General features: G+C 36.7%; 10 protein-coding genes and 1 tRNA gene. 1 reads left to right on the forward strand and 10 read right to left on the reverse strand.

Translation table 11 applies throughout. The annotated features are described in order from the left end of the window. Positions 1–25 precede the first annotated feature (25 nt). From AW14_RS01975 to AW14_RS02020, 10 genes are all read right to left on the reverse strand, one after another. The gene (locus AW14_RS01975) at positions 26–8,059 is read right to left on the reverse strand and encodes an HYR domain-containing protein (protein ID WP_154662104.1); all 8,034 of its coding nucleotides are present in this window, start codon (positions 8,057–8,059) and stop codon (positions 26–28) included. Positions 8,060–8,140: 81 nt separating this feature from the next. After that, on the reverse strand, positions 8,141–10,033 hold the full coding sequence (locus tag AW14_RS01980; protein ID WP_044637285.1) for a hypothetical protein: 1,893 nt from the start codon (positions 10,031–10,033) through the stop codon (positions 8,141–8,143). 354 nt (positions 10,034–10,387) lie between these two features. After that, positions 10,388–10,669 (reverse strand): hypothetical protein, encoded by a 282-nt coding sequence (locus AW14_RS01985; RefSeq protein ID WP_154662105.1) that lies wholly within the window; start codon positions 10,667–10,669, stop codon positions 10,388–10,390. A 178-nt stretch (positions 10,670–10,847) separates the two neighbouring features. Further along, positions 10,848–10,924, reverse strand: a tRNA-Asp gene (locus tag AW14_RS01990). An 82-nt stretch (positions 10,925–11,006) separates the two neighbouring features. Continuing rightward, positions 11,007–11,936 carry a DUF58 domain-containing protein gene (locus AW14_RS01995; RefSeq protein ID WP_044639448.1) on the reverse strand — a complete coding sequence of 310 codons (930 nt, stop codon included), beginning with the start codon at positions 11,934–11,936 and terminating at the stop codon, positions 11,007–11,009. Continuing rightward, positions 11,933–14,500 (reverse strand): M1 family metallopeptidase, encoded by a 2,568-nt coding sequence (locus AW14_RS02000; RefSeq protein ID WP_044637287.1) that lies wholly within the window; start codon positions 14,498–14,500, stop codon positions 11,933–11,935. Before AW14_RS02000 ends, AW14_RS01995 begins: the two co-directional genes overlap by 4 nt. Before the next feature lie 79 nt (positions 14,501–14,579). After that, on the reverse strand, positions 14,580–15,122 hold the full coding sequence (locus AW14_RS02005; protein ID WP_044637288.1) for a ClpP family protease: 543 nt from the start codon (positions 15,120–15,122) through the stop codon (positions 14,580–14,582). A gap of 79 nt (positions 15,123–15,201) precedes the next feature. Beyond that, positions 15,202–15,519, reverse strand: coding sequence for a thioredoxin (trxA, locus tag AW14_RS02010; protein WP_044637289.1), 318 nt, complete (start codon positions 15,517–15,519; stop codon positions 15,202–15,204). A gap of 213 nt (positions 15,520–15,732) precedes the next feature. Then, positions 15,733–20,121, reverse strand: coding sequence for a DNA polymerase III subunit alpha (gene dnaE, locus AW14_RS02015; RefSeq protein ID WP_044637290.1), 4,389 nt, complete (start codon positions 20,119–20,121; stop codon positions 15,733–15,735). A 199-nt stretch (positions 20,122–20,320) separates the two neighbouring features. Beyond that, positions 20,321–20,737 (reverse strand): ferritin-like domain-containing protein, encoded by a 417-nt coding sequence (locus AW14_RS02020; RefSeq protein ID WP_316930047.1) that lies wholly within the window; start codon positions 20,735–20,737, stop codon positions 20,321–20,323. A gap of 282 nt (positions 20,738–21,019) precedes the next feature. Between AW14_RS02020 and AW14_RS02025 the strand changes: the two genes are divergently transcribed. After that, a complete protein-coding gene (locus AW14_RS02025; RefSeq protein ID WP_044637291.1) occupies positions 21,020–22,084 on the forward strand; it encodes a lactonase family protein in 1,065 nt (354 codons plus the stop codon). Positions 22,085–22,104: the final 20 nt, after the last annotated feature.

A 22,104-nucleotide genomic window follows, 5' to 3' on the forward strand; every position in this document is an offset into this window, starting at 1 on the left:
TTTGTTTTGTAATTCAATTATAAGTTTATTCTTTAACTACAGATTTAGTAACCTGTCCTAAATCACTTTTTATCACAAAAAGATACATCGCACTGTCCCAATGAGACATATCTATAACTTCTTGTTTCTCTTCAGATTTAAGCTTAACGGTTTCTATAAGCCTACCAGTAACATCGTAAATAGAAACCTCTTGCAAATTGATTCTTGATGGATTACTTAAATAAACTAAATTACTTGATGGGTTTGGATACAACTGAATCGTTTTTATATCTCGATTCAAATCTTCTAAACCTAATGGCGCACTAACCGTTAATTCAAAATCACAGCTACCAATATTTCCACTAGCATCTTCTGCTGTTAAAGTAATTGTATACACACCAATACCAAGTTGTGTTCCTACAGTCGGAGATTGACTGTAAACAGCTATCGTTCCCGAACAAGTATCGGTTGCAGAACCTGCTCCTGTACCAAAATAATCAGGTAGTGTATAAAAACCACTTACATCAGCTACTACAGTTTGGTTTGCAGGGCAGCTTACTGTTGGTAATTGATTATCTTCTACAGTAACTGTTTGGGTTGTGCTTGCTGTATTACCTGCATTGTCGGTTACTGTCCATGTAACTGTATTAGCACCTAAAGCTAAACTCGATGGGCTTGCTACAACACTCGCTACGCCACAATTATCATTCACCGTTGGTGGTGTTAACTGTGCACTTGCATAAGTACATGTGCCAGCATCAGAACTTACCGTTATATTACTTGCCGCAGCGATGGTTGGATCTTCGTTATCTTCTACGGTAACTGTTTGGGTTGTGCTTGCTGTATTGCCTGCATTATCGGTTACTGTCCATGTAACTGTATTAGCACCTAAAGCTAAACTCGATGGGCTTGCTACAACACTCGCTACGCCACAATTATCATTCACTGTTGGTGGTGTTAACTGTGAACTTGCATACGTACATGTGCCAGCATCTGAGCTTACCGTTATATTACTTGCCGAAGCGATGGTTGGGTCTTCGTTATCTTCTACAGTAACTGTTTGGGTTGTGCTTGCTGTATTACCTGCATTATCGGTTACTGTCCATGTAACTGTATTTGGTCCTAAAACTATAGTTGATGGACTCGCTACCACACTTGCCACGCCACAATTATCATTCACCGTTGGTGGTGTTAACTGTGCACTTGCATAAGTACATGTGCCAGCATCTGAGCTTACCGTTATATTACTTGCCGCAGCGATGGTTGGGTCTTCATTATCTTCTACAGTAACTGTTTGGGTTGTGCTTGCTGTATTCCCTGCATTATCGGTTACTGTCCATGTAACTGTATTTGGTCCTAAAACTAAAGTTGATGGACTCGCTACCACACTTGCTACGCCACAATTATCATTCACTGTTGGTGGTGTTAACTGTGAGCTTGCATAAGTACATGTTCCAGCATCTGAGCTTACGGTTATATTACTTGCCGAAGCAATGGTTGGATCTTCATTATCTTCTACAGTAACTGTTTGAATAATGCTTTTTTGATTTCCTGAATCATCTATTGCTGTCCATGTTACGGTATTAATACCTACAGATAAAACTCCAGGATTTCGAAGTATCCCTGCGACACCACAATTATCAGTCACTGATGGCGGTGTTAACTGAGAACTTGCATAGGTACAAACTCCAGCATCGGCACTTACTGTAATTGCACTAACAGAGGTGAATGTTGGCGCTTCGTTATCTTGAACAGTGACGCCTTGTATTGTCGTTTTTATATTTCCAGCATTGTCTGTTACTGTCCATGTAACCGTATTTGAACCTAACACTAAAGTTGATGGACTCGCCACAACACTTGCCACACCACAATTATCACTGGTTGCTGGTGGTGGTAATTGACTCGTATTATAAGTACAAACACCGGCATCGGCAGATACTGTAACGGCACTAACCGTTGCGATGGTTGGCGCTTGGTTATCTTCTACTGTAACTGTTTGAATGGAGTTTGCTATGTTTCCTGCGTTATCTGTAACTGTCCATGTTACTGTATTGGGTCCTAAAACTAAAGTTGATGGACTCGCTACCACACTTGCCACGCCACAATTATCACTGGTTGCTGGTGGTGGTAATTGAGAACTATCGTAAGTACAAACTCCAAGATCTGAGCTTACTGTTATTGGACCTAATGTCGCAATGGTTGGCGCTTCGTTTTCTACTACAATAACCGTTTGAGTTGTTGAGCTAAAATTAAGTTCAAAATCAAAAGCATACCATGTTAACGTATTAACTCCAACATTTAGAGTCGTTTTATCTGAAATTACAAACAAAACACCACAATTATCATCGGCTGCAGGTGGTGGTAATTGACTCGTATCATAGGTACATAAGCCCGCATCTACATTTACAGTAACAGAACCAACTGAAGCGATGGTTGGATTTTCTGTATCTTCTACTGTAACTATTTGTGTTGCGGTTGCTGTATTACCTGAATCATCGGTTACGGTCCAAGTCACTGTATTATTTCCTATAGCTAAACTCGATGGACTTACCACAACACTCGCCACACCACAATTATCGTTGGTTGTTGGTGGTGTTAACTGTGAACTTGCATACGTACAAACACCTGGGTCGGAACTTACAGTAACAGGACCTGCAATAACTATCGTTGGACGTTCATTATCTACAACTGTAACTGTTTGAAGTGAGTTTGCTACATTTCCTGCATTGTCTGTAACTGTCCAAGTCACTAAATTATCTCCTAAAACCAAACTCGATGGACTCGCCACTACACTTGCTACACCACAATTATCATTCGTTGTTGGCGGTGTTAACTGTGAACTTGCATACGTACAAACGCCGGGGTCGGAATTCACTGTTATTGGCCCTAAATTGGATATGGTTGGTAGCTCATTCTCTACTACAATTACTGTTTGAATTGATCTGTTTTGATTTCCAGAATCATCAACAACTATCCAGGTAACGGTATTCGAACCTGCATTTAATGTCGATGGAATTCCTACCACTGATGCAACTCCACAATTATCATCGGTTGATGGTGGTGGTAATTGACTGGTTGAGTACGTACAAACACCGGCATCGGCTGGTACAGTAACTGCGCCCACAGTGGCTATCGTTGGTAATTCAGTGTCTACTACAGTAACTGTTTCGGTTGTCGTTGCTGTATTACCAGAATTATCGGTTACAGTCCAAGTCACGGTATGAGCTCCTAAAGCTAAACTTGACGGACTCACTACAACACTCGCTACTCCACAATTATCATCGGTTGACGGTGGTGGTAATTGACTGGTTGAATATGTACAAACACCAGCATCGGCAGGTACAGTAACTGCTCCCACAGTGGCTATCGTTGGTAGTTGATTATCTTCTACAGTAACTGTTTGGGTTGTAGTGGCTGTATTACCAGAATTATCGGTAACAGTCCATGTTACTGTATTCGTTCCTATAGCTAAACTTGACGGGCTTGCTACAACACTCGCTACACCACAATTATCATTCACTGTTGGTGGGGTTAATTGTGAACTTGCATAAGTACATGTACCAGTATCTGAACTTACGGTTATATTACTAGCCGTTGCGATGGTTGGTAATTCAGTATCTTCTACAGTAACTGTTTGGGTTGTCGTTGCTGTATTTCCTGAATTATCGGTTACAGTCCAAGTTACGGTATTCGTTCCTATAGCCAAACTTGATGGACTTGCTACAACACTCGCTACTCCACAATTATCATCGGTTGTTGGTGGGGTTAATTGTGAACTTGCATAAGTACATGTACCAGTATCTGAACTTACGGTTATATTACTAGCCGTTGCGATGGTTGGTAATTCAGTATCGGTTATGGTAACATCAAAACTACAGCTATTTGTGTTTCCTGCTGCATCACTTACAGTATAAGTTACTGTTGTAACACCCAGATTAAAAGTCTCTCCACTGGCATCATTTATTCCTGTGGTCGCACTGTTTTTTACAGTAGCGCCTGTTAAGGTCCACGTTTGGGTGGTTACTGCACAATTATCACTGGCTGTTGGAGCTATATTATTAACTACTGCAGAACAGTTTCCGGCATCGCTTGGTTGTGTTAGGTCTGATACACATGTTATGGTTGGACTAATAGTCTCTGGTCCTGTAACAAATGTAAATACAGCCCCAGAATTTAATGTAACACCTTGAAACAACAGTACTCCAGATGTTAAACTGTTTGGAGTAATTACAGTTACGGTACCCGTTGTAAAATTGCCATCACCATCTTGATCGATAACTAACCTAAAATCTTCTTTTAGGGTGCCTCCTACTGTTAGTCCTTTAATATCGAAACTCAAGTCTACTGTTCCAACGTCATTTGTATGGTTTACTTTCCATTCTCTTCGAATTCTTGAAAAACAGCTTAAAGACGTAGGTAAGTCTGTTGATTGTTCCACTAATGCTCCATTGTCATGACCAATCATTAAAAAGTCGCCATCTTCTAAAGATGACGGATTGCTTATTACAATATTTCCTTTTCCAGTTTGGCCAGTGCCATCTCCAGAACCTGTATTGATACTGTTAGACTGCGATTGATTTAAGCCACTAACATCGTCTTTTCCAATACCAAAAACATCGTTCCAATAGGTTGTATTATTCCAAATTACTGTTCCACTTGAACTCATATAACTAGTAACTGACTGATCAAGACTTATACCATATTTAATAGCCAAATACGATTGAACTTTCCTCTTATCTATTGCAGATAAAGAACTTGGGTAAACAATTAATTCTACTAACTCGCCATTTAACTTAGTCATAAGAGATCCTCCACCAATAACAGGTATTAAACTAACAGATGAAAAGTCAGTTCCACTGTCCTGAGTAACACTTGCGGCTAAGCCATCAATTTTTGCATCAGCAAGGGTGGGTGACACATCGATGGTTACTATTGAAAATTCTAGTCCTACATTTGGGTTTTCAAATGTTTGATCATTTCCATTACTATCTCCAGTTGATATAATTCCTAATGTGCTTGAAAAGAATCCTCCCTCACCCGTTGAGTTCCCTAAGATAGTTCCTTGGTTGACTAGGTCTGCATGTCTAAAAATGCCAAATGCCTCTACGCCAATAATTTCGGTGTTACCAATCAATCCAATCTCAGGTAGTCCACTACCTGGAGCATTTGCAAAATATACAGAAGGATTAAAATTGATGTTATTATCTACAACTTCAGGGCTTCCATTCACATTAAAGGTGTTAATACCTACTTGATCAGTCCATCCGGTTAAGTTGCTACCAGAACTTGTAAGTCCAGCATCTGTTTTTAACCAGAGACTGGCGCCTGCAACACCTGGCCCGGCAGTTTTGGTAACCAAGGCAAATACGGTACCATCGGTTAATGAAATACCTGTAAATGTCAATATATTAGAACTGAAGCTAGCCGGAATAACCGCAGTGGCTCCTGATGAAAAATCGCCATCGGCGTCTAATAATAATTGAAAATTATTTAAGGGTACTCCACTTAAATTCAAACCAGTTAGATCAATTTTCAAATCAACTGTTCCAACATCTCCAGTATGCTTCACTTTCCATTCTCTGGTTAGTCTGGTTCTACCTGCATAGTCAGCTGGTAAATCTGTTACTTGTTCAGTCAAGGCACCATTGTCGTGTCCAATAAGTAAAAAGTCTCCATCTTCTAAAGATGACGGATTGCTTATTACAATATTTCCTTTTCCAGATTGACCAGTTCCATCTCCAGAACCTGAGTTTATACTGTTCGATTGTGTTTGATTTAGTCCAGAAGCATCTTCTCTTCCTATGCCAAAAACATCATTCCAATAGGAAGTATTATCCCATATTACTGTTCCATTGGAGCTTACATAACTGGAAATTGATTGGTCGAGGGTTATTCCATATTTAACTGCTAAATAAGATTGAACTTTCTGCTTTTCTAAGGCAGATAATGATTTTGAGTACACAACTAATTCAGCCAAATCTCCATTTAAACCACCAACATTAGCGCCTCCACCAATGGCTGGCGTTAAATTAACAGAAGCAAAATCAACACCTTTTTCTTGTGTAACACTTGCTGCTAAACCATTAACTGTTGCTTGTGCAAGAGTTGGTGATAAATCTATATTACTTATTGAAAAAACAGTCGAAAGATTAGCATTGGCAAATGTTTGGTCATTTCCATTGGTATCACGATTTTTCATCACGTTAAGTAGACCAGCAAAAAATCCACCATCTCCTGTTGTATTTCCTACGATAGTTCCTTGATTAACAATATCCTTATACTTAAAAACTCCAAATGCTTCTACGCCGCTAATTTCGGTATCACCAATTAATCCATTAACAGGTACTCCAGGACTTGTTGGATTTGTAAAATTAACTATAGGATTAAAATTCACGGAATTGTTAACGACTGTAGGAGTTCCATTTAATGAAAAAGTGTTTGTACCCGTTTGATCTGTCCACCCAGTTAAATTGCTTCCTGAGGCAGTAATTCCATCATCTGTTTTTAACCAGAGACTGGCACCTGCTACACCTGGTCCGGCAGTTTTGGTAACCAAGGCAAATACGGTACCATCGATTAATGAAATACTTGTAAATGTCAATATATTAGAACTGAAGCTAGCTGGAATAACCGCAGTGGCTCCTGATGAAAAATCGCCATCGGCGTCTAATAATAATTGGAAATTATTCAAAGGCACTCCACTTAAATTCAAACCAGTTAAATCAATTTTCAAATCAACAGTTCCAACATCTCCAGTATGCTTCACTTTCCATTCTCTTGCTAATCGGGCAGCTCCTATATAATTAGTTGGCAAGTCTGTCGCTTGTTCGGTTAACGCTCCATTATCATGACCTATCATCAAAAAATCACCATTATTTAAAGAGGATGGGTTGCTTATTATAATATTACCTTTTCCGCTTTGTCCTGTTCCGTCCCCACTTCCGGTATTGATGCTGTTGGATTGCGTTTGGTTCAAGCTAGAGGCATCGTCTTTACCAATACCAAATACATCATTCCAATAGGTCAAATCAGTCCAAATTAGCGCCTCAGACGAAGATAGATAAGCTGATGCTGAAGGATCCAAGGAAATGCCATATTTAATGGCTAGATAAGATTGTATTTTGGATCTTTCCCTAGACGTATGGGCTGCAGGATACATAATGATCTCAGCAATTTTGCCATTAAAATAATCGGGTTGTGCATTATCTTGTGAGCGGCCAACATAGGGTACATCTGAATAGTTTACAAAGTTACCTGAACCTACTAGGGATACAGTATTAAACTGTTGCCCATCAATATATGATTTTTGATTGGTTGCAGGTTGGCCGGCAACAATTTCAACATGACCTATCCTTGCTTTGTCTGTTCCTAAGGTTCCAACAGATCTAAAATAATTAGACCCATCATTATTTCCCGTACTCATGTTATTGCTTTTCATAACATAGCCTCGGTTGGCAGAGCCTGAAGAAGCACTCAGTACTGTTAAGTCACCTGTATTTTCTCGTTTAATTACTGCATAAACATTCTGAAAAGTAATAGCTGCGTTTCCTGTTAGGTAATCACCAGCACCATCAAAATCAATGGCATTATTGAAGTTTATTTTAGAAACACCCGTTTGAGGATTTCCAGAGACAGTAAAGGTATTTATGCCTGTTTGGTCTACCCAACCTGCCAGATTACTACCGCTATTGGTTACACCTTGGTTACCTTTTAGCCAAAGGTTTGAGCTCAAAAACAACGGAACATCAGTTACAAAAGTGATATAGTTTGCATCGGGTAAGGTTACACCAGTAAAAGAGACTTTGCCGCCAGCAAAACTGCTTGCATTTATTATTGTTGCGCCCGAACTAAAATCACCATCGGCATCTATCAAGAGCTTAAAATCAATGAACAGAGAACCACTAAGGGTTAATCCTGTTACGTCAAAAGATAAATCAACGGTACCAACATCACCAGTACGTTTAATCAGCCATTCCCTGCCTATACGCTTTGCGCCAGGTAAACTGGCGGGAACTTCTGCTGTTTGTTCGGTTAATGCCCCAGTATTATGACCCATCATCAAAAAGTCACCATTACCCAAAGAAGAAGGATTGCTAATAACTATATTACCTTTGCCACTTTGCCCAGTGCCATCGCCAGAACCGGTGTTGATACTGTTGGATTACGTTTGGTTCAAGCGACTTCCATCGTCTTTTCCTATTCCAAAAATGTCATACTTATATGTTGCGTTGGCTGGCCACAAAGTCGTTCCATTAGACGAGGTGTAAGCCACTGCCGAAGTATTATCACCTAAGGAAATCCCATACTTAAGAGCCAGGTAAGATTGAATTTTATTACGATCTGCACTGCTTAATGTCGTAGGAAAAACCAAAATCTCGGCTATGTCCACAGCTGCAAAATCCTTATTGGTTCTTCCGCCAATTTTAAACGATCTGTTTATTTGCTCATTGCCATAACTTCCAAAAGAAGATACGGCAGAACCGTCTCCATTTTTTTGGTAGCTAAGTGTTTGAGAACTGGCAGATGAGACAGCGGTCATGTCAATTAGGGCTACCTCACCAGCTGAAAGGGTACCCTTATAGCGTTGCATTCGTTGATGATACATGCCATTGGCATTACCAAGCATGATTCTTGTTTCTCCTTGGACATCGGCATTACCAAATTGATATACCGGATTATTGTTATCCTGGCTTGTATTAGTTCTTCGATATACTGCAAATTGGGTAGATTGTTCGCTACCTCCACTTGTGCCTATCACATCTGAAATGGTAGCAGTTTCCAACCAATCACTTGTGCCATCAAATGATAAGCTAGGATTAAAATTAATTTGATTGGCCCCTGAGGTTACCAAGGTAGGTTGTGAAGAAGCGGATGCCTGAGTTGCATCAAATGCAAGAATTCCTTGATTAGCCCAAGTAAAAGTGGCTCCTGGCGTAACGCCCTGATTTGCCTTAAACCAGAGATTGGGTAATGAAAATCCCAAATCATCATCAACAATAGTAATAGTTAAATCTCCTTTATAACCATTCCCATCAGAATCTAAATTGGCAAGCTCTCCAGTAACAGAACTTATTCTAAGTGTTAACGTACGTTCCCCCGTATCTGCGCTATTATTTATTAATGTAAGCCCAATTGGAATCGCATTAGATTTAGAATAGATTCCTGGGTTAATTGTGATTGTTTTATTTGGGAAAGTATAATCAACTCCCTCAACCGCATTACCTCCAACAACTGAAAAAGTTATACTCGAAACATTATTGACTTTACCATTAACTTGGAAATTAGGTCTGTAAGACCCATTGCTTTCTACGATGCGATTTGAGCTCTCAATAAATTCAACTAAGGGTTTTATTTCAATGGAAATATTATCCAATAGATTGCCTATATCGCCACTGCTTGGTTGAGCACTCTCAAACCCTAATTGGTATATCCCTGTGGGCCCAGTGAAAACGTAACTACCGCTTGCAGCATCCCATGAGGAAGAGCTAGTAGCAGTATGGCTACCAATAACGTATAGTTTAGATGTCCCCGTTTGATCATAAAGGTTTACTTCTACTTGTTGCGTAGCGCTTAAAGACGGTGTTTTTCTGTGATGTAAGCTCCATTGTATAGTTTCTCCATTTACCAAATAAATAATTTGGTAAAGTCGGGTAGGCTGAAGCACATTCAATTCTACAAAATAATTTCCATCCTGAGCATTAACTCCGTTAAAGCCGGAGCGCCAAACTTCAATAGGAGTCTGAATACCATTAAAAACGGGATGATTGCTATACCATCCATCAACTTCGGGTGTGCTTGACCCTTGAGAAGCAAGAATTTTATATTGACTAAAATTTTGTAGAAATCCCGTTTCGAAGGAAGTATTTAAAATGACTCTATTTTGGCCATCTACACGCTGCACAAACAGTGCAAGTACAAAAAGAATTAATCCTTTTAAAATGATAATTCTTGCTTTATTGAAAATTTGTGCATATATCGAAACAAAGCCATTAAAAAAAAATATTATTAATAAACTTATTTGAATAGGAAAAGTTAGACGTAGTTTTCTCTTCATGAGTAGATCGTTAGGTTAAAACAATTTTAGAAGTAAAAATAAAAAAAACTTTTGTCAATATACTTTAAACCTCTGTAAATCTTAAAACTACATTTTAAATACTTTTTTAAAAGCATCAAAATTTTATAAAAAAAAGCTACAAAAAAGCTATTTACTGCTTATTTGTAGCTTCAAACTAACCAAACCAAACTTAAAAACAATAAATTAATTATTACCTATTAATTACATTACAAATGTAGTTGGTAAATACATATTTAATTGCGACACATGATGTCGGCACTTGTTATTAATATATTTTGATATTTAATCTGCATATTTAAAAGGTCTTTAGAAACCATAAATACATTTTAAATGTTATTTGCAATTTATATGTAGTGGATACCAAATACCTTTAGATCGCATTGATTTTCTTTTTACCGTAGCAAATCTAGAACGTGCCTCTTGCCAACTAATCGCTTTAACACTTTCGCCACTAGGAATGGTTTGGTTGTGGTAAATTTTATCAATTACAAATTCAAGCGCCTCTGCTTTACTGTATGCTGTAACTCCAAAACAGGAAGCATCAGAAAAAGTTACTACAAACAAATAACCTTCTACTTTTTTACTAAAATAGTCACGCCAAAAGCTAAACATCATAAATTTGAAAACGTCTTAAAACAAAAAAGCATCCCGATTTTCTAGAAAGAAAAAAGGAAAGCCTTTCATTGGTATACCAGATAAATCTAGTATAACTACTTCCCAATGTAACATTGGGACAACACAACTTCATTATATTGCCAAAAAAAGCCCTAATTTCTTAGAGCTTTTAGCAATTTGGCGGTCTGGACGGGACTCGAACCCGCGACCTTCGCCGTGACAGGGCGACATTCTAACCAACTGAACTACCAGACCGTTGCTTTATTGCGGTTGCAAATATACATTGCTTTTTCATTTGCGCAAAACTTTTTTAATTTTTTTTTGAAAAAAATTTTAATCAGGCAAACTTGTTTCTTTCTATCATATACGTTGTCAATATGTTATTGAAATTTTTATTTATGTCGGCCTCAACATATTTTATTTTATACTGCAAACATTTTAGCTTTATAGCTTCAAAATATCGGGATACTTGTTCGTTATAATCAACTTTTACACTGTCGGCATATAAGTTGATATGCTCCCCCGTTTCTACATCTATAAAATGCTTTGGGGTGTTGTCGAAATCAAAATTTAACTCCTTAGCTTTATCAAACACATGAAATAAAATAACTTCATGCTTATTATATTTTAAATGTCGTAAAGCTTCAAACAATCTGGCTTCTTCTTCTACTGTTTGAAACATATCGGTAAATAAAAAAATCATAGAACGCCTGTGAATTTTTTCGGCAATTTCATGAAGATATTTATATGTATTTGTTTCTGTGTTAGAAGACTTTTTTTCTACCAATTCACTCAATGTATGTAATAGCATTTGATGATGGCGTTCGCTCCCTTTTTCGGGTGCGTAATAATCGTATTTATTACTAAAAACGCTTAAGCCTACCGCGTCTCGTTGCTTTTTTAAAACACCCATAAGTGATGCTGAAGCTAAAGCCGAAAAGGCAATTTTATTTAAACTTCCAATTGAAAATTGCTTCACTTCCGGATAATGCATCGAGCTGCTATTATCAATTATAATGTGGCAACGTAAATTGGTTTCATCGTCGTATCGCTTGGTATAAAGCTTATCTGTTTTAGCAAATAATTTCCAATCGATATGTCGTGTGCTTTCGCCTTGATTATAAATTTTATGTTCGGCAAATTCTGCAGAAAAACCATGAAACGGACTTTTATGCATTCCTGCAATAAACCCCTCAACCACTTGCTTTGCAAGCAATTCTAGGTTTTTAAAACCATTTGTTTTATTCAGTTCGTTTTGTAAATCTATGGCCATGTCGTTCTAATTTGTTTAGCACGATACAAATTATCGGCAGATTGTAATAATTTATTTTTAAGAACGCTGGGGAAATCGGGGTTTTCTAATAAAAATTGCTCTAAAACCTCTAAAGCATAATCCGACGAATAACTTCCTATGGTTGCATTTAACCAGGCTTTTGGAAAAAATATATCGCCGGTTAACTGCACTTCTTCAACCAATTCTAAACTGCTTTTTAAATACTTTTGAGAATATTGTTGTCGTAACGGATGGTTTATAAAATACAATGCAGAACCTACCCAACTTTCTTTTTCTCGATTTTCTGGCTTGGCTAAAGAGGCCATAAAAGCATCGCGAACCGCCGGGTCTTGAGACAACGATGGTAGTAAAAATTCTAAACGCTTTTTTCTATCGGGATTTGAAACAGCTTGTAAAGCGGTGTTTAAAATCGCATCCGAATCTGGATAATTATACAATGCCAAAGTACATGCTAAACTCGTATAATCATCTTCATTTAAATTTAGATTTTTAATGGTAAAATCTTTATTCCAAATTTGATACAACTTGTCTTTACCATGGTTTGAATAAGCTACCGTTTTAAATAAACCAAACAATGTTTTTTTCATACTTGCCGAAACCTCAGCAGATTGGATGCGTTTTAATAAAATTTCTTCTAATACTTTTCCAAATGCATCACGTTTTTCTGATGAAATAAAATGCCAAAATATGGACGATGTGCTTCCTAAGATATTATTTAAAATAAGCTCTTCATTTTCTTTAGAAATGCCTTCAATTAAAACTTTTAAAGCCGCCTCTGGGTTGATGGTCTCTGTTAAAACATTTTCATATAAATTAATATAACTGTAGCCTCTAGCAACATCATCATTTATTGCAGGTATAAAACTTATTTCTGAAGCTTTAATTGGAAAAACACCATAACCCATGGCATCATAATTATAAATAACGGTTTTGGGCTTTGGTAAGCCTTTTAAGTGTTCTAATGTTTTTGAAGCTGTATTTAAACTCACAGACACCACTTTTACACTATCATCGTAAACAAGTCCGAGACTAAATGTTTGTGGCCAAATGTTTGTACTGCCATCTTCGGCCTGTTGTTTTAAGGTAAAACTTTCAATAGTATTGTTGTTATATGCAATAGAATCGGTTATAATAGGGCGTCCAGACTTATGCACCCAAACATCGCTCCATTGCTTTAAATCGTACTCTGTTTCGGCATCTAAAAGAGAAACCAAATCATTCCAGTCGGCATTAGAATTTGCAAACTTTTTAATATAATTTCGCATGCCATTTCTAAACGGCTCCTCACCTAGTAAGGTTTCTAATTGTCGCATCATTATAGGCGCTTTATGATATATAATATTGCCGTAAAGTGTTCCAGCATTTTTTAAATTGCTAAGCGGCTGTTTAATAGCCGTAGCGCCTTGGGTTCTGTCTTCACTGTAAGCGCTTGGGTAATGCGCATTCATAAAGTTTAAAGTATGATTAACATCTGGAAACGCCGGATTCGAAATTTTATCGGCTAAAAAATTTGCGAAGACTTCTTTTAACCAAACATCGTCAAACCAATTCATGGTTACTAAATCGCCAAACCACATATGCGATGTTTCGTGAGCAATTAATTGACACCGATTTAACTTCTCGTCTTGCGTGGCGTTTTCATCTAAAAACAACGAAGACTCTCTGTATTGTATAGCTCCCACATGCTCCATACCCCCATATTGATAACCTGGTATCGCTGCAAAATCTAATTTTTGAAACGGAAATTTATATTGTGTATAATCTTCTAAAAACGCCACAGACTCCCTGTGAAGTTTAAAAATTTCATAGGTACTGGCTTCTATTTTTTCTTTATCATTTTCTCGATAAAGAAAATGCATTTTAAGATTATTTAATTCTTGATGGGTTTCATTAAACACACCGGCTACAAACGAAAACAAATAAGTACTCATGAGATCAGACTTTACAAACTTATGCCTGATGCTTTCGTCTTTATCTTCTTCAAAGTCTACTTTAGAACCGCATAAAACCTTCCATGATTTTGGCGCCGTAATATCTAAAATGTAGTGTGCTTTTATGTTTGGCTGGTCGAAACACGGAAACAAGGTACTTGCCCTATCGGGCACTAAAAGGGTGTATAAATAATCGTCATTTCTATTTAAAGACAACTCACCCGCATGAAACAAAACAGTAATGGTATTAGCCCCTATTTTTAAATACTCTGTATCAATTATAACATGCTCCTGTTCATGTTTAACAGGAATGACAACACCGTTAGCCCTTACCTCTTTTACATGCGTTGTATCTACATTAAAATCTAAATACAAAGGGTGCGCTAAATCATTTATTTTTAAACTTAGGTTTAAATTCGATTTAATAGGTTTTGTTATTTCCATAGGAATATGGAATGACAAATCATAAACCACATCCGAGACCTGAGTTTTTCTATAATTAGCTAAATCCAGAGAAATGCCAGGACCCAACAAAGATGGTTCTTGTTTTTCCTTTAAACAGGAAGTCATTAAGAACAAACAAAAAATAAAAACTAATACTTTCATAAAACAAATATATAAACCCTGTTTAAAACAAAAAAAGCATAGTAAACCATGCTTTTTTAAAAACTATCCTTTATGCTTTTTAAATAACAGCATCAACAATACCGTAAGCTACCGATTCGTCTGCGCCCATCCAATGGTCGCGATTAAAATCTTTCATAACCTTATCAAAAGTCTGTCCGCAATTATCTGCTAAAATCTTAGCACTCAATTCTTTGGTAAGAATAATTTCTTTCGCCGTAATTTCAATATCACTAGCCTGACCGCGAGCGCCTCCACTTGGCTGATGAATCATTACTCGAGCATGCGGTTGTATAAAACGTTTTCCTTTAGCACCTGCCGATAAAATTATAGAGCCCATAGATGCTGCAAAACCAGTACAAATAGTTGAAACCTCACTGTTTAATGATTTTATAAAATCGTAAATAGCAAAACCAGAGGTTACATAACCTCCAGGACTGTTAATATACAACTGAATATCTTTAGTTTCTAAAGCATCCAGATACATTAATCTATCTATAACATGCTTTGCCGATTGGTCATCTACTTGCCCCCATAAAAACACTTTACGTTGCTCTATTAATTTATTATCAATAGCATCTTGAACTTTTATTTTACTACTCATGTTCTTTTAATTTTTATCTAAAAATAAAAAAAGGTTTGCCATTACGGCAAACCTTTTCACTTTTCTTTTTCTTATTATATTACAATAACGAATCGATCGCTTCTGTATAAGCTGTTTTTGGCGCTACACCTACCTGTCTTCCAACAACTTCGCCGTTTTGAAACACTAAAACTGTAGGTATGTTTCTAACACCGTATTTAGCTGCAAATTCCTGATTAGCATCAACATCTACTTTACCAACAACAGCTTTACCTTCGTATTCGCCACTTATTTCTTCAATAATTGGACCTACCATTCTACATGGTCCACACCAAGCAGCCCAAAAGTCTACTAAAACAGGTTTATCACTTTTTAAGACTGTTTCCTCAAACGTTGCATCTGTTATTTCTAATGCCATAATATTTATATTTTATATTCTTAACTCAATTTTATAGTACAAAATTAACTAAAAAACCGCTTCAGCCAACAAACTAACAATTTGTTTTACTTATAGCCATATTACTTAAGGCTATTTTAACATTTTTAGGGCGCATAAACCAGGCTGTCCACTATATCTTTTTTTCGTACCTCAAAAAAGGATGCCGTTCCCATCCTTTGCGCGAATACGTATTTAATTTAGCTTAAAAACTACATCATAATTTCGTAATTCATTTAGCAACTCTTGCGATACTTTTACTTTTTGCCTTCTACTTGGCATGGTTAATTTTATTTGATCTTTATTATCGTAAACAATAAAATGCAACGACTGGTTTCCGGGATGCATTTGTATTAAGTCTTTTAACTTAAGAATCTTATCCTGTTTTAAATCGTCGATATCAATTTGAATAGATAGCTTTTTAGCATAATTTTCCATAACATCATGCAGCAACTGAAAACTATTAAATTGTAATCTTGGCTCACTTTTTTTGCCTGTGTCTTTATTTACCCAACCTTCTCGAATAAACGATTTCACAAAAACAAAGTTATTATTCATTAAAAAGTGCCTAAATTTTAAATACTCTTCACCAAAAATTCTAAATTCGAAACTATCATTATAATCTTCTATGGTAAACATGGCCCAGCCTTTACCTTGCTTACTAACACGGTGTTGCACATCGGTAATAACGCCTCCAAAAACCAATTCTCTGTTTACATAAGGCTCTAAATTGGCAAACATGGAAATATTGGCGTTACAAAACGTATTCATTTCTATTCTAAAATCGTCCAGCGGATGACCCGAAATATAAATACCAACCACCTCTTTTTCTTTAGATAATTTTTCCATAGTCCCCCAGTCTTCGCAAGGAGGCACCTGTGGCTCGGCAATTTGCACATCACTCGCATCGCCAAACAAACTTACTTGCGCCGAATTTTCATTTTCCTGATGTTTGTTACCATAACGTATAGCCTTCTCTAAAAAAGTAATACCATCGCCATCATCATGAAAATACTGTGCTCTATGTGTATCTTTAAAACCATCGAAACCGCCTGCTAGGGCTAAATTTTCGAATGCTTTTTTATTCGCTGCACGTAAATCGATACGTTTGGCTAAATCGAAAATCGATTTATAAGGACCATCTTTTTTTCTGTTCTCTACAATAGTCATCACAGCACCATGACCAACCCCTTTAATAGCTCCCATACCAAAACGAACGGCATTGTTTTTATTTACAGAAAATTTATAAAAAGATTCGTTTACGTCTGGCCCTAACACATCTAATTTCATACGCTTACATTCTTCCATAAAAAATGTAACCTGTTTAATGTCGTTCATGTTGTTAGAAAGCACTGCCGCCATATATTCTGCTGGATAATGAGCTTTTAAGTAGGCGGTTTGATAAGCAATCCAAGCATAACATGTAGAATGCGATTTGTTAAAAGCATAACTCGCAAAAGCCTCCCAGTCTTTCCAAACTTTTTCTAAAACTTTGGCATCATGTCCGTTTGCGCTGGCCTGTTCGATAAATTTAGGCTTCATTTTATCTAGAACCGCAATTTGCTTTTTCCCCATAGCCTTACGCAATACATCGGCTTCACCCTTTGTAAATCCTGCAAGACTTTGAGACAGTAGCATAACCTGCTCTTGATACACCGTAATACCATAGGTTTCTTTTAGGTATTCCTCCATGGCTGGCAAATCGTATTCGATTTCTTCTTCACCATGTTTTCTTCTAACGAAACTTGGAATATATTCCATCGGGCCCGGTCTGTACAAGGCATTCATGGCAATTAAGTCTTCAAAAACGGTGGGCTTTAAATCGCGAAGATGTTTTTGCATTCCAGGGGATTCGTATTGGAACACCCCAACCGTTTCGCCACGCTGGAATAACGCATAGGTTTCTTCATCGTCTAAAGGAAAATTGTCTGGATCTAACAAAATACCATGTCTAGCCTTAACGATTTTAACCGTATCCTTAATAAGAGTTAATGTTTTTAACCCTAAAAAGTCCATTTTTAACAAGCCTGCCGATTCTACAATCGAGTTGTCGAACTGGGTAACATACAAATCGGAATCCTTGGCAGTTGCCACAGGTACGAATTTTGTAATATCGTCTGGCGTAATAATAACACCACAGGCATGAATACCTGTATTTCTAACAGAACCTTCCAGAATTCTTGCCAGATTTAAGGTTTCTGCTTCTAAGCCAGACCCTTCGGCAATGTTTAAAAGTTCATTAACTTTTTCTAAATCTTCGGCACGAAACTTACTGCTTAATTCCTTTTCACTTAAACCAAAAATTTTATTTAGTTTAGACATGGTTGGAATTAATTTAGCAATTCTATCGGCATCAAAGAGAGGCAAATCGAGCACACGTGCGGTATCACGAATAGAAGATTTAGCCGCCATGGTACCGTAAGTAATAATTTGTGCTACTTGATTGCTACCGTATTTTTTGATAACGTAATCCATAACCCGACTCCGACCTTCATCATCGAAATCGATATCAATATCGGGCATACTAATACGATCTGGATTTAAGAATCTCTCAAAAAGCAAATCGTACTTAAGTGGGTCTATATTAGTAATCCATAAACAATACGCTACTACCGAACCTGCTGCCGAACCACGCCCAGGTCCCACAGAAACATCCATATTTCTGGCTTCACGTATAAAATCTTCAACAATTAAGAAATAACCCGGATACCCTGTGTTTTCAATAACACTTAATTCGAAATCTAAGCGTTCAACAACTTCATCAGATAAAGGATCGCCATAGCGTTTCTTGGCGCCTTCGTAAGTTAAGTGTCTTAAAAAAGTATTTTCGCCACGCTTACCACCATCGACTAAATCGGCTTCATGCCTAAATTCCTCTGGAATATCAAACGCTGGTAATAATACTTCACGCGCTAATTTATAAGCTTCAACTTTATCAATTATTTCTTGAATATTACTAATTGCTTCAGGCACATCCTTGAACAAGGTTTTCATTTCCTCGCCCGATTTAAAATAGTAATCTTGATTAGGCATACCATAGCGATAGCCACGACCGCGCCCTATAGGTGTTGCTTGCTTTTCACCATCTTTTACACACAACAAAATGTCGTGCGCATTGGCATCCTGTTTTTTTCTGTAGTAGGTATTATTAGATGCTACCAACTTAACATCGTGCTTTCTGGCAAGCTCTATTAAGGTTGGATTTACACGATTTTCATCTTCTTGGTTATGGCGCATCAGCTCGACATACAAATCGTCGCCAAACTGTGCTTTCCACCACAACAAGGCTTCTTCGGCTTGATTTTCACCTACATTTAAAACCTTACTTGGCACTTCACCATATAAATTTCCTGTAAGTACAATTAAATCGTCTTTATATTTTTCTATAAGGGTTTTATCGATTCTTGGTACATAATAAAAGCCATTAACAAAGGCTTCAGACGATAATTTTGCCAAATTATGGTAACCATTTTTATTTTTAGCTAAAAACACAATTTGGTAACCGTTATCTTTTCTGGTTTTATCTGTATGATCTTCGCAAACAAAAAACTCACAGCCAATAATGGGCTTGATGGGTTTGTCTGGAATGGTTTCGCCACGCTCTTTTGCAGCAGCTATTTTACCAGCAACACTGCCGTTGTGCCTGTCTACGGCATTAACAAAGTGAAAAGCCCCCATCATATTAGCATGGTCGGTTAAAGCGACAGCTGGCATGTGGTGTTCTGCCGCGGCCTCAACAATATCTGCCACACTCATGGTCGATTGCAATACCGAAAATTGCGAATGGTTATGAAGATGAACAAATTCAACTTCCTCTAACTCCGAAATGTTTTGCTTTATTTCTGCTGAAGAAATTTTAACACCTTCCGATTTTTTTAACTGCTCACGAATTTTAGCACTTTCCTGCTTTAAATTAATGTGCTTTAAACCTATAAGTTGTATTTCTGAAGGGTTTGCTTCTTTGAATTTTTCGAAGTAATCGGGTGCAACATCGAGTTGCTCTTGTGTAAATTCTTCTAAACGAATTAACTCTAAAAAACAACGGGTTGTAGCTTCCACATCGGCAGTAGCATTATGGGCTTCAGCGAAAGGTTCTTTAAATAAAAATTCGTGTAACTCTGTTAAAGTTGGCAGTTTAAATTTTCCGTAACGACCGCCTGGAATCTGACATAATTCGGCTGTGTGCTCGGTACAAGTATCTAAAACTGGTAATTCTTGCAAGTTGTTTTTTATACTTTCGCGCACAAACTCGGCACCCATAATATTTAAATCGAACTTTACATTTTGTCCAACTACAAATTTGGCTTTTCCAAGAGCTGTTTTAAATTTCTCTAAAACCTCTAATAATGGAATTCCTTCTTCTTGAGCAAGTTCTGTTGAAATACCGTGAATTTTTTCGGCATCATAAGGAATATTAAATCCGTCGGGTTGTACTAAATAATCTTGACTTTCAATACAGTTCCCCATGGCATCGTGTAATTGCCAAGCAATTTGAATACAACGCGGCCAATTGTCGGTATCGGTAATAGGAGCGTCCCATCGTTTGGGCAATCCGGTGGTTTCGGTATCGAAAATTAAATACATGTTTTTTGTTTAGTTACTTATTGATAAGTATTTAGAAAATTGAAAACTTAGCCATTAAAAATACATAGAATTTCAGCTTTATTTAAAGGAAGTTTTAAAGAGTTTTAAACAAAAAAAAAACGCAACCTGTTAAAGTTGCGTTTTCTTTTAACTAGAAACTACTAATTATGATACTAATGCTTCATGCACTTTTTCGGTATTAATAGAGGCCTGAATGACTGTTTTTTTGCTTTGTTAATAACGAATCGATTGTTGGTGGTAGATTTCTATCTTCTAAGATTTCATTATAAATTTCTAAGCTGGCTTCTTCGCCTCGAATGGCTTCTTCTAAGATAGCTTCTTCGTTGTTTGAACTAAACATTGATTTTAAACTCATCCAGTTTCTGTGGGCTGCTCCTTTAAAACTTCCCGAATTTTCTGGGATTTCGCCATATCTTAAAATCTCTGTTCTTAATTCTTTAGCAAATTCGCTTCGTTCGGAAGCTCTTCGTTTAAAGAACATTTTTAATCGGTCGTTATCAATATTATCAATAGCATTTAAATACCCTTTTTCGGCATCATAGTTTTTTACTAATAATTCGTTTAACTTGTTTGAAATTTTTTCGCTGTACTTCATGTTATTCATTTTCATTTTTAAATTTCATGAGTTTGTTCTCTTATTTTTTAAAGATTGAATACAACCTTTATTGATTACGTTAATTATTAAACACAATTAAATAATTAATGAAACCATTTAAACAATCTTATAAAATCATTTTTATTAAACTGTTTACTTTAATATAGGATAAAACAAGGCGTTTGTCAAGCGATTTAACAGTGTTTGTGATTATTTAAGACTATTTAACATAATTGAATTTTTATGAAATTTAATACTACTTTTGAAAAAAAACTTCTATCAATGAAACTAAAGTTTTTGCTACTCATTTTAACCTTATTGCTTTTTAATTGTAAAAACCAAATGGCACCACTTTATGTTGGCACGTATACTTCTGGAGAAAGTGAAGGTATTTATAAAATCGACTTTAATACAAAAACGGGCGAGATAAACAACTTACTAATTGTTGCCAAAACTAAGAACCCTTCTTTTATTACTTACGCACCTAATAAAAAATATGTGTATGCCGTTGGTGAGGATGATAACGGAACCTTATCGTCTTTTAAAATTGAAAAAAACGGTGAGCTAACATTTATTAATCGTGTAAAAAGTTTTGGCGGCGCACCTTGTCATGTTTCGGTTAATACAATGGGAACCAAACTAGCTGTTTCTAATTACGTTGGCGGCAATCTTGTTTTGTACGACATTAATAACGATGGATCTTTGAGTGATGCTTCACAGATTTTCAACCACAATACAACAAATGAAAAATCGCATGCACATTCGGCTCAATTTTACAAAAACGATCTATATGTGGCAGATTTGGGGAGAAATTCGGTTTTTGAATACCAAACCAACGACAACAAAAGTTATACTTTAAAAACTGAAGCCATATTAGATACAGAAAAAAATGCAGGTCCCAGACACTTTGTTCTAACCAATAATGGCCAATTTATTTATATTATTAACGAATTAAATAGCACCATTACGGCAGCAAAAAGAGTAAACGATGCTTTTGAATTGATTCATAACAAATCGACACTTTCTGAGGAGTATACTGGTAAAAATGCCTGCGCAGATATTCATTTAAGCAAAGACGAACGCTTTTTATATGGCTCAAACCGTGGCGAAAACAGCATTGCGGTATTTGAAAGAAACACAGAAACTGGCGAAATAACTAAAATGCAAAACATGTCTACTCATGGCGATTGGCCTAGAAACTTTAGCCTAGATCCTACAGGTAATTTTTTACTTGTAGCCAACAAAAAGAGCAATAATATTAGTGTTTTTAAAGTGGATACGAATACTGGTAAGCTTAGCTTTTTAAAAGATTACAAAGCACCGACTCCAGTTTGTTTACTCTTTTAAAAACAAACTGATTACCAACA

The sequence above is a fragment of the Siansivirga zeaxanthinifaciens CC-SAMT-1 genome, assembly GCF_000941055.1.
In the GTDB taxonomy this organism is placed as follows: domain Bacteria; phylum Bacteroidota; class Bacteroidia; order Flavobacteriales; family Flavobacteriaceae; genus Siansivirga; species Siansivirga zeaxanthinifaciens.

What these genes read in the sequence shown, in the direction of transcription:
- AW14_RS01980 (WP_044637285.1), bottom strand. Translation starts at nt 10,033, where the DNA reads ATGAAGAGAAAACTACGTCTAACTTTTCCTATTCAAATAAGTTTATTA.
- AW14_RS01985 (WP_154662105.1), bottom strand. Translation starts at nt 10,669, where the DNA reads ATGATGTTTAGCTTTTGGCGTGACTATTTTAGTAAAAAAGTAGAAGGT.
- AW14_RS02000 (WP_044637287.1), bottom strand. Translation starts at nt 14,500, where the DNA reads ATGAAAGTATTAGTTTTTATTTTTTGTTTGTTCTTAATGACTTCCTGT.
- AW14_RS02005 (WP_044637288.1), bottom strand. Translation starts at nt 15,122, where the DNA reads ATGAGTAGTAAAATAAAAGTTCAAGATGCTATTGATAATAAATTAATA.
- trxA (WP_044637289.1), bottom strand. Translation starts at nt 15,519, where the DNA reads ATGGCATTAGAAATAACAGATGCAACGTTTGAGGAAACAGTCTTAAAA.
- dnaE (WP_044637290.1), bottom strand. Translation starts at nt 20,121, where the DNA reads ATGTATTTAATTTTCGATACCGAAACCACCGGATTGCCCAAACGATGG.
- AW14_RS02020 (WP_316930047.1), bottom strand. Translation starts at nt 20,737, where the DNA reads ATGAAGTACAGCGAAAAAATTTCAAACAAGTTAAACGAATTATTAGTA.
- AW14_RS02025 (WP_044637291.1), top strand. Translation starts at nt 21,020, where the DNA reads ATGAAACTAAAGTTTTTGCTACTCATTTTAACCTTATTGCTTTTTAAT.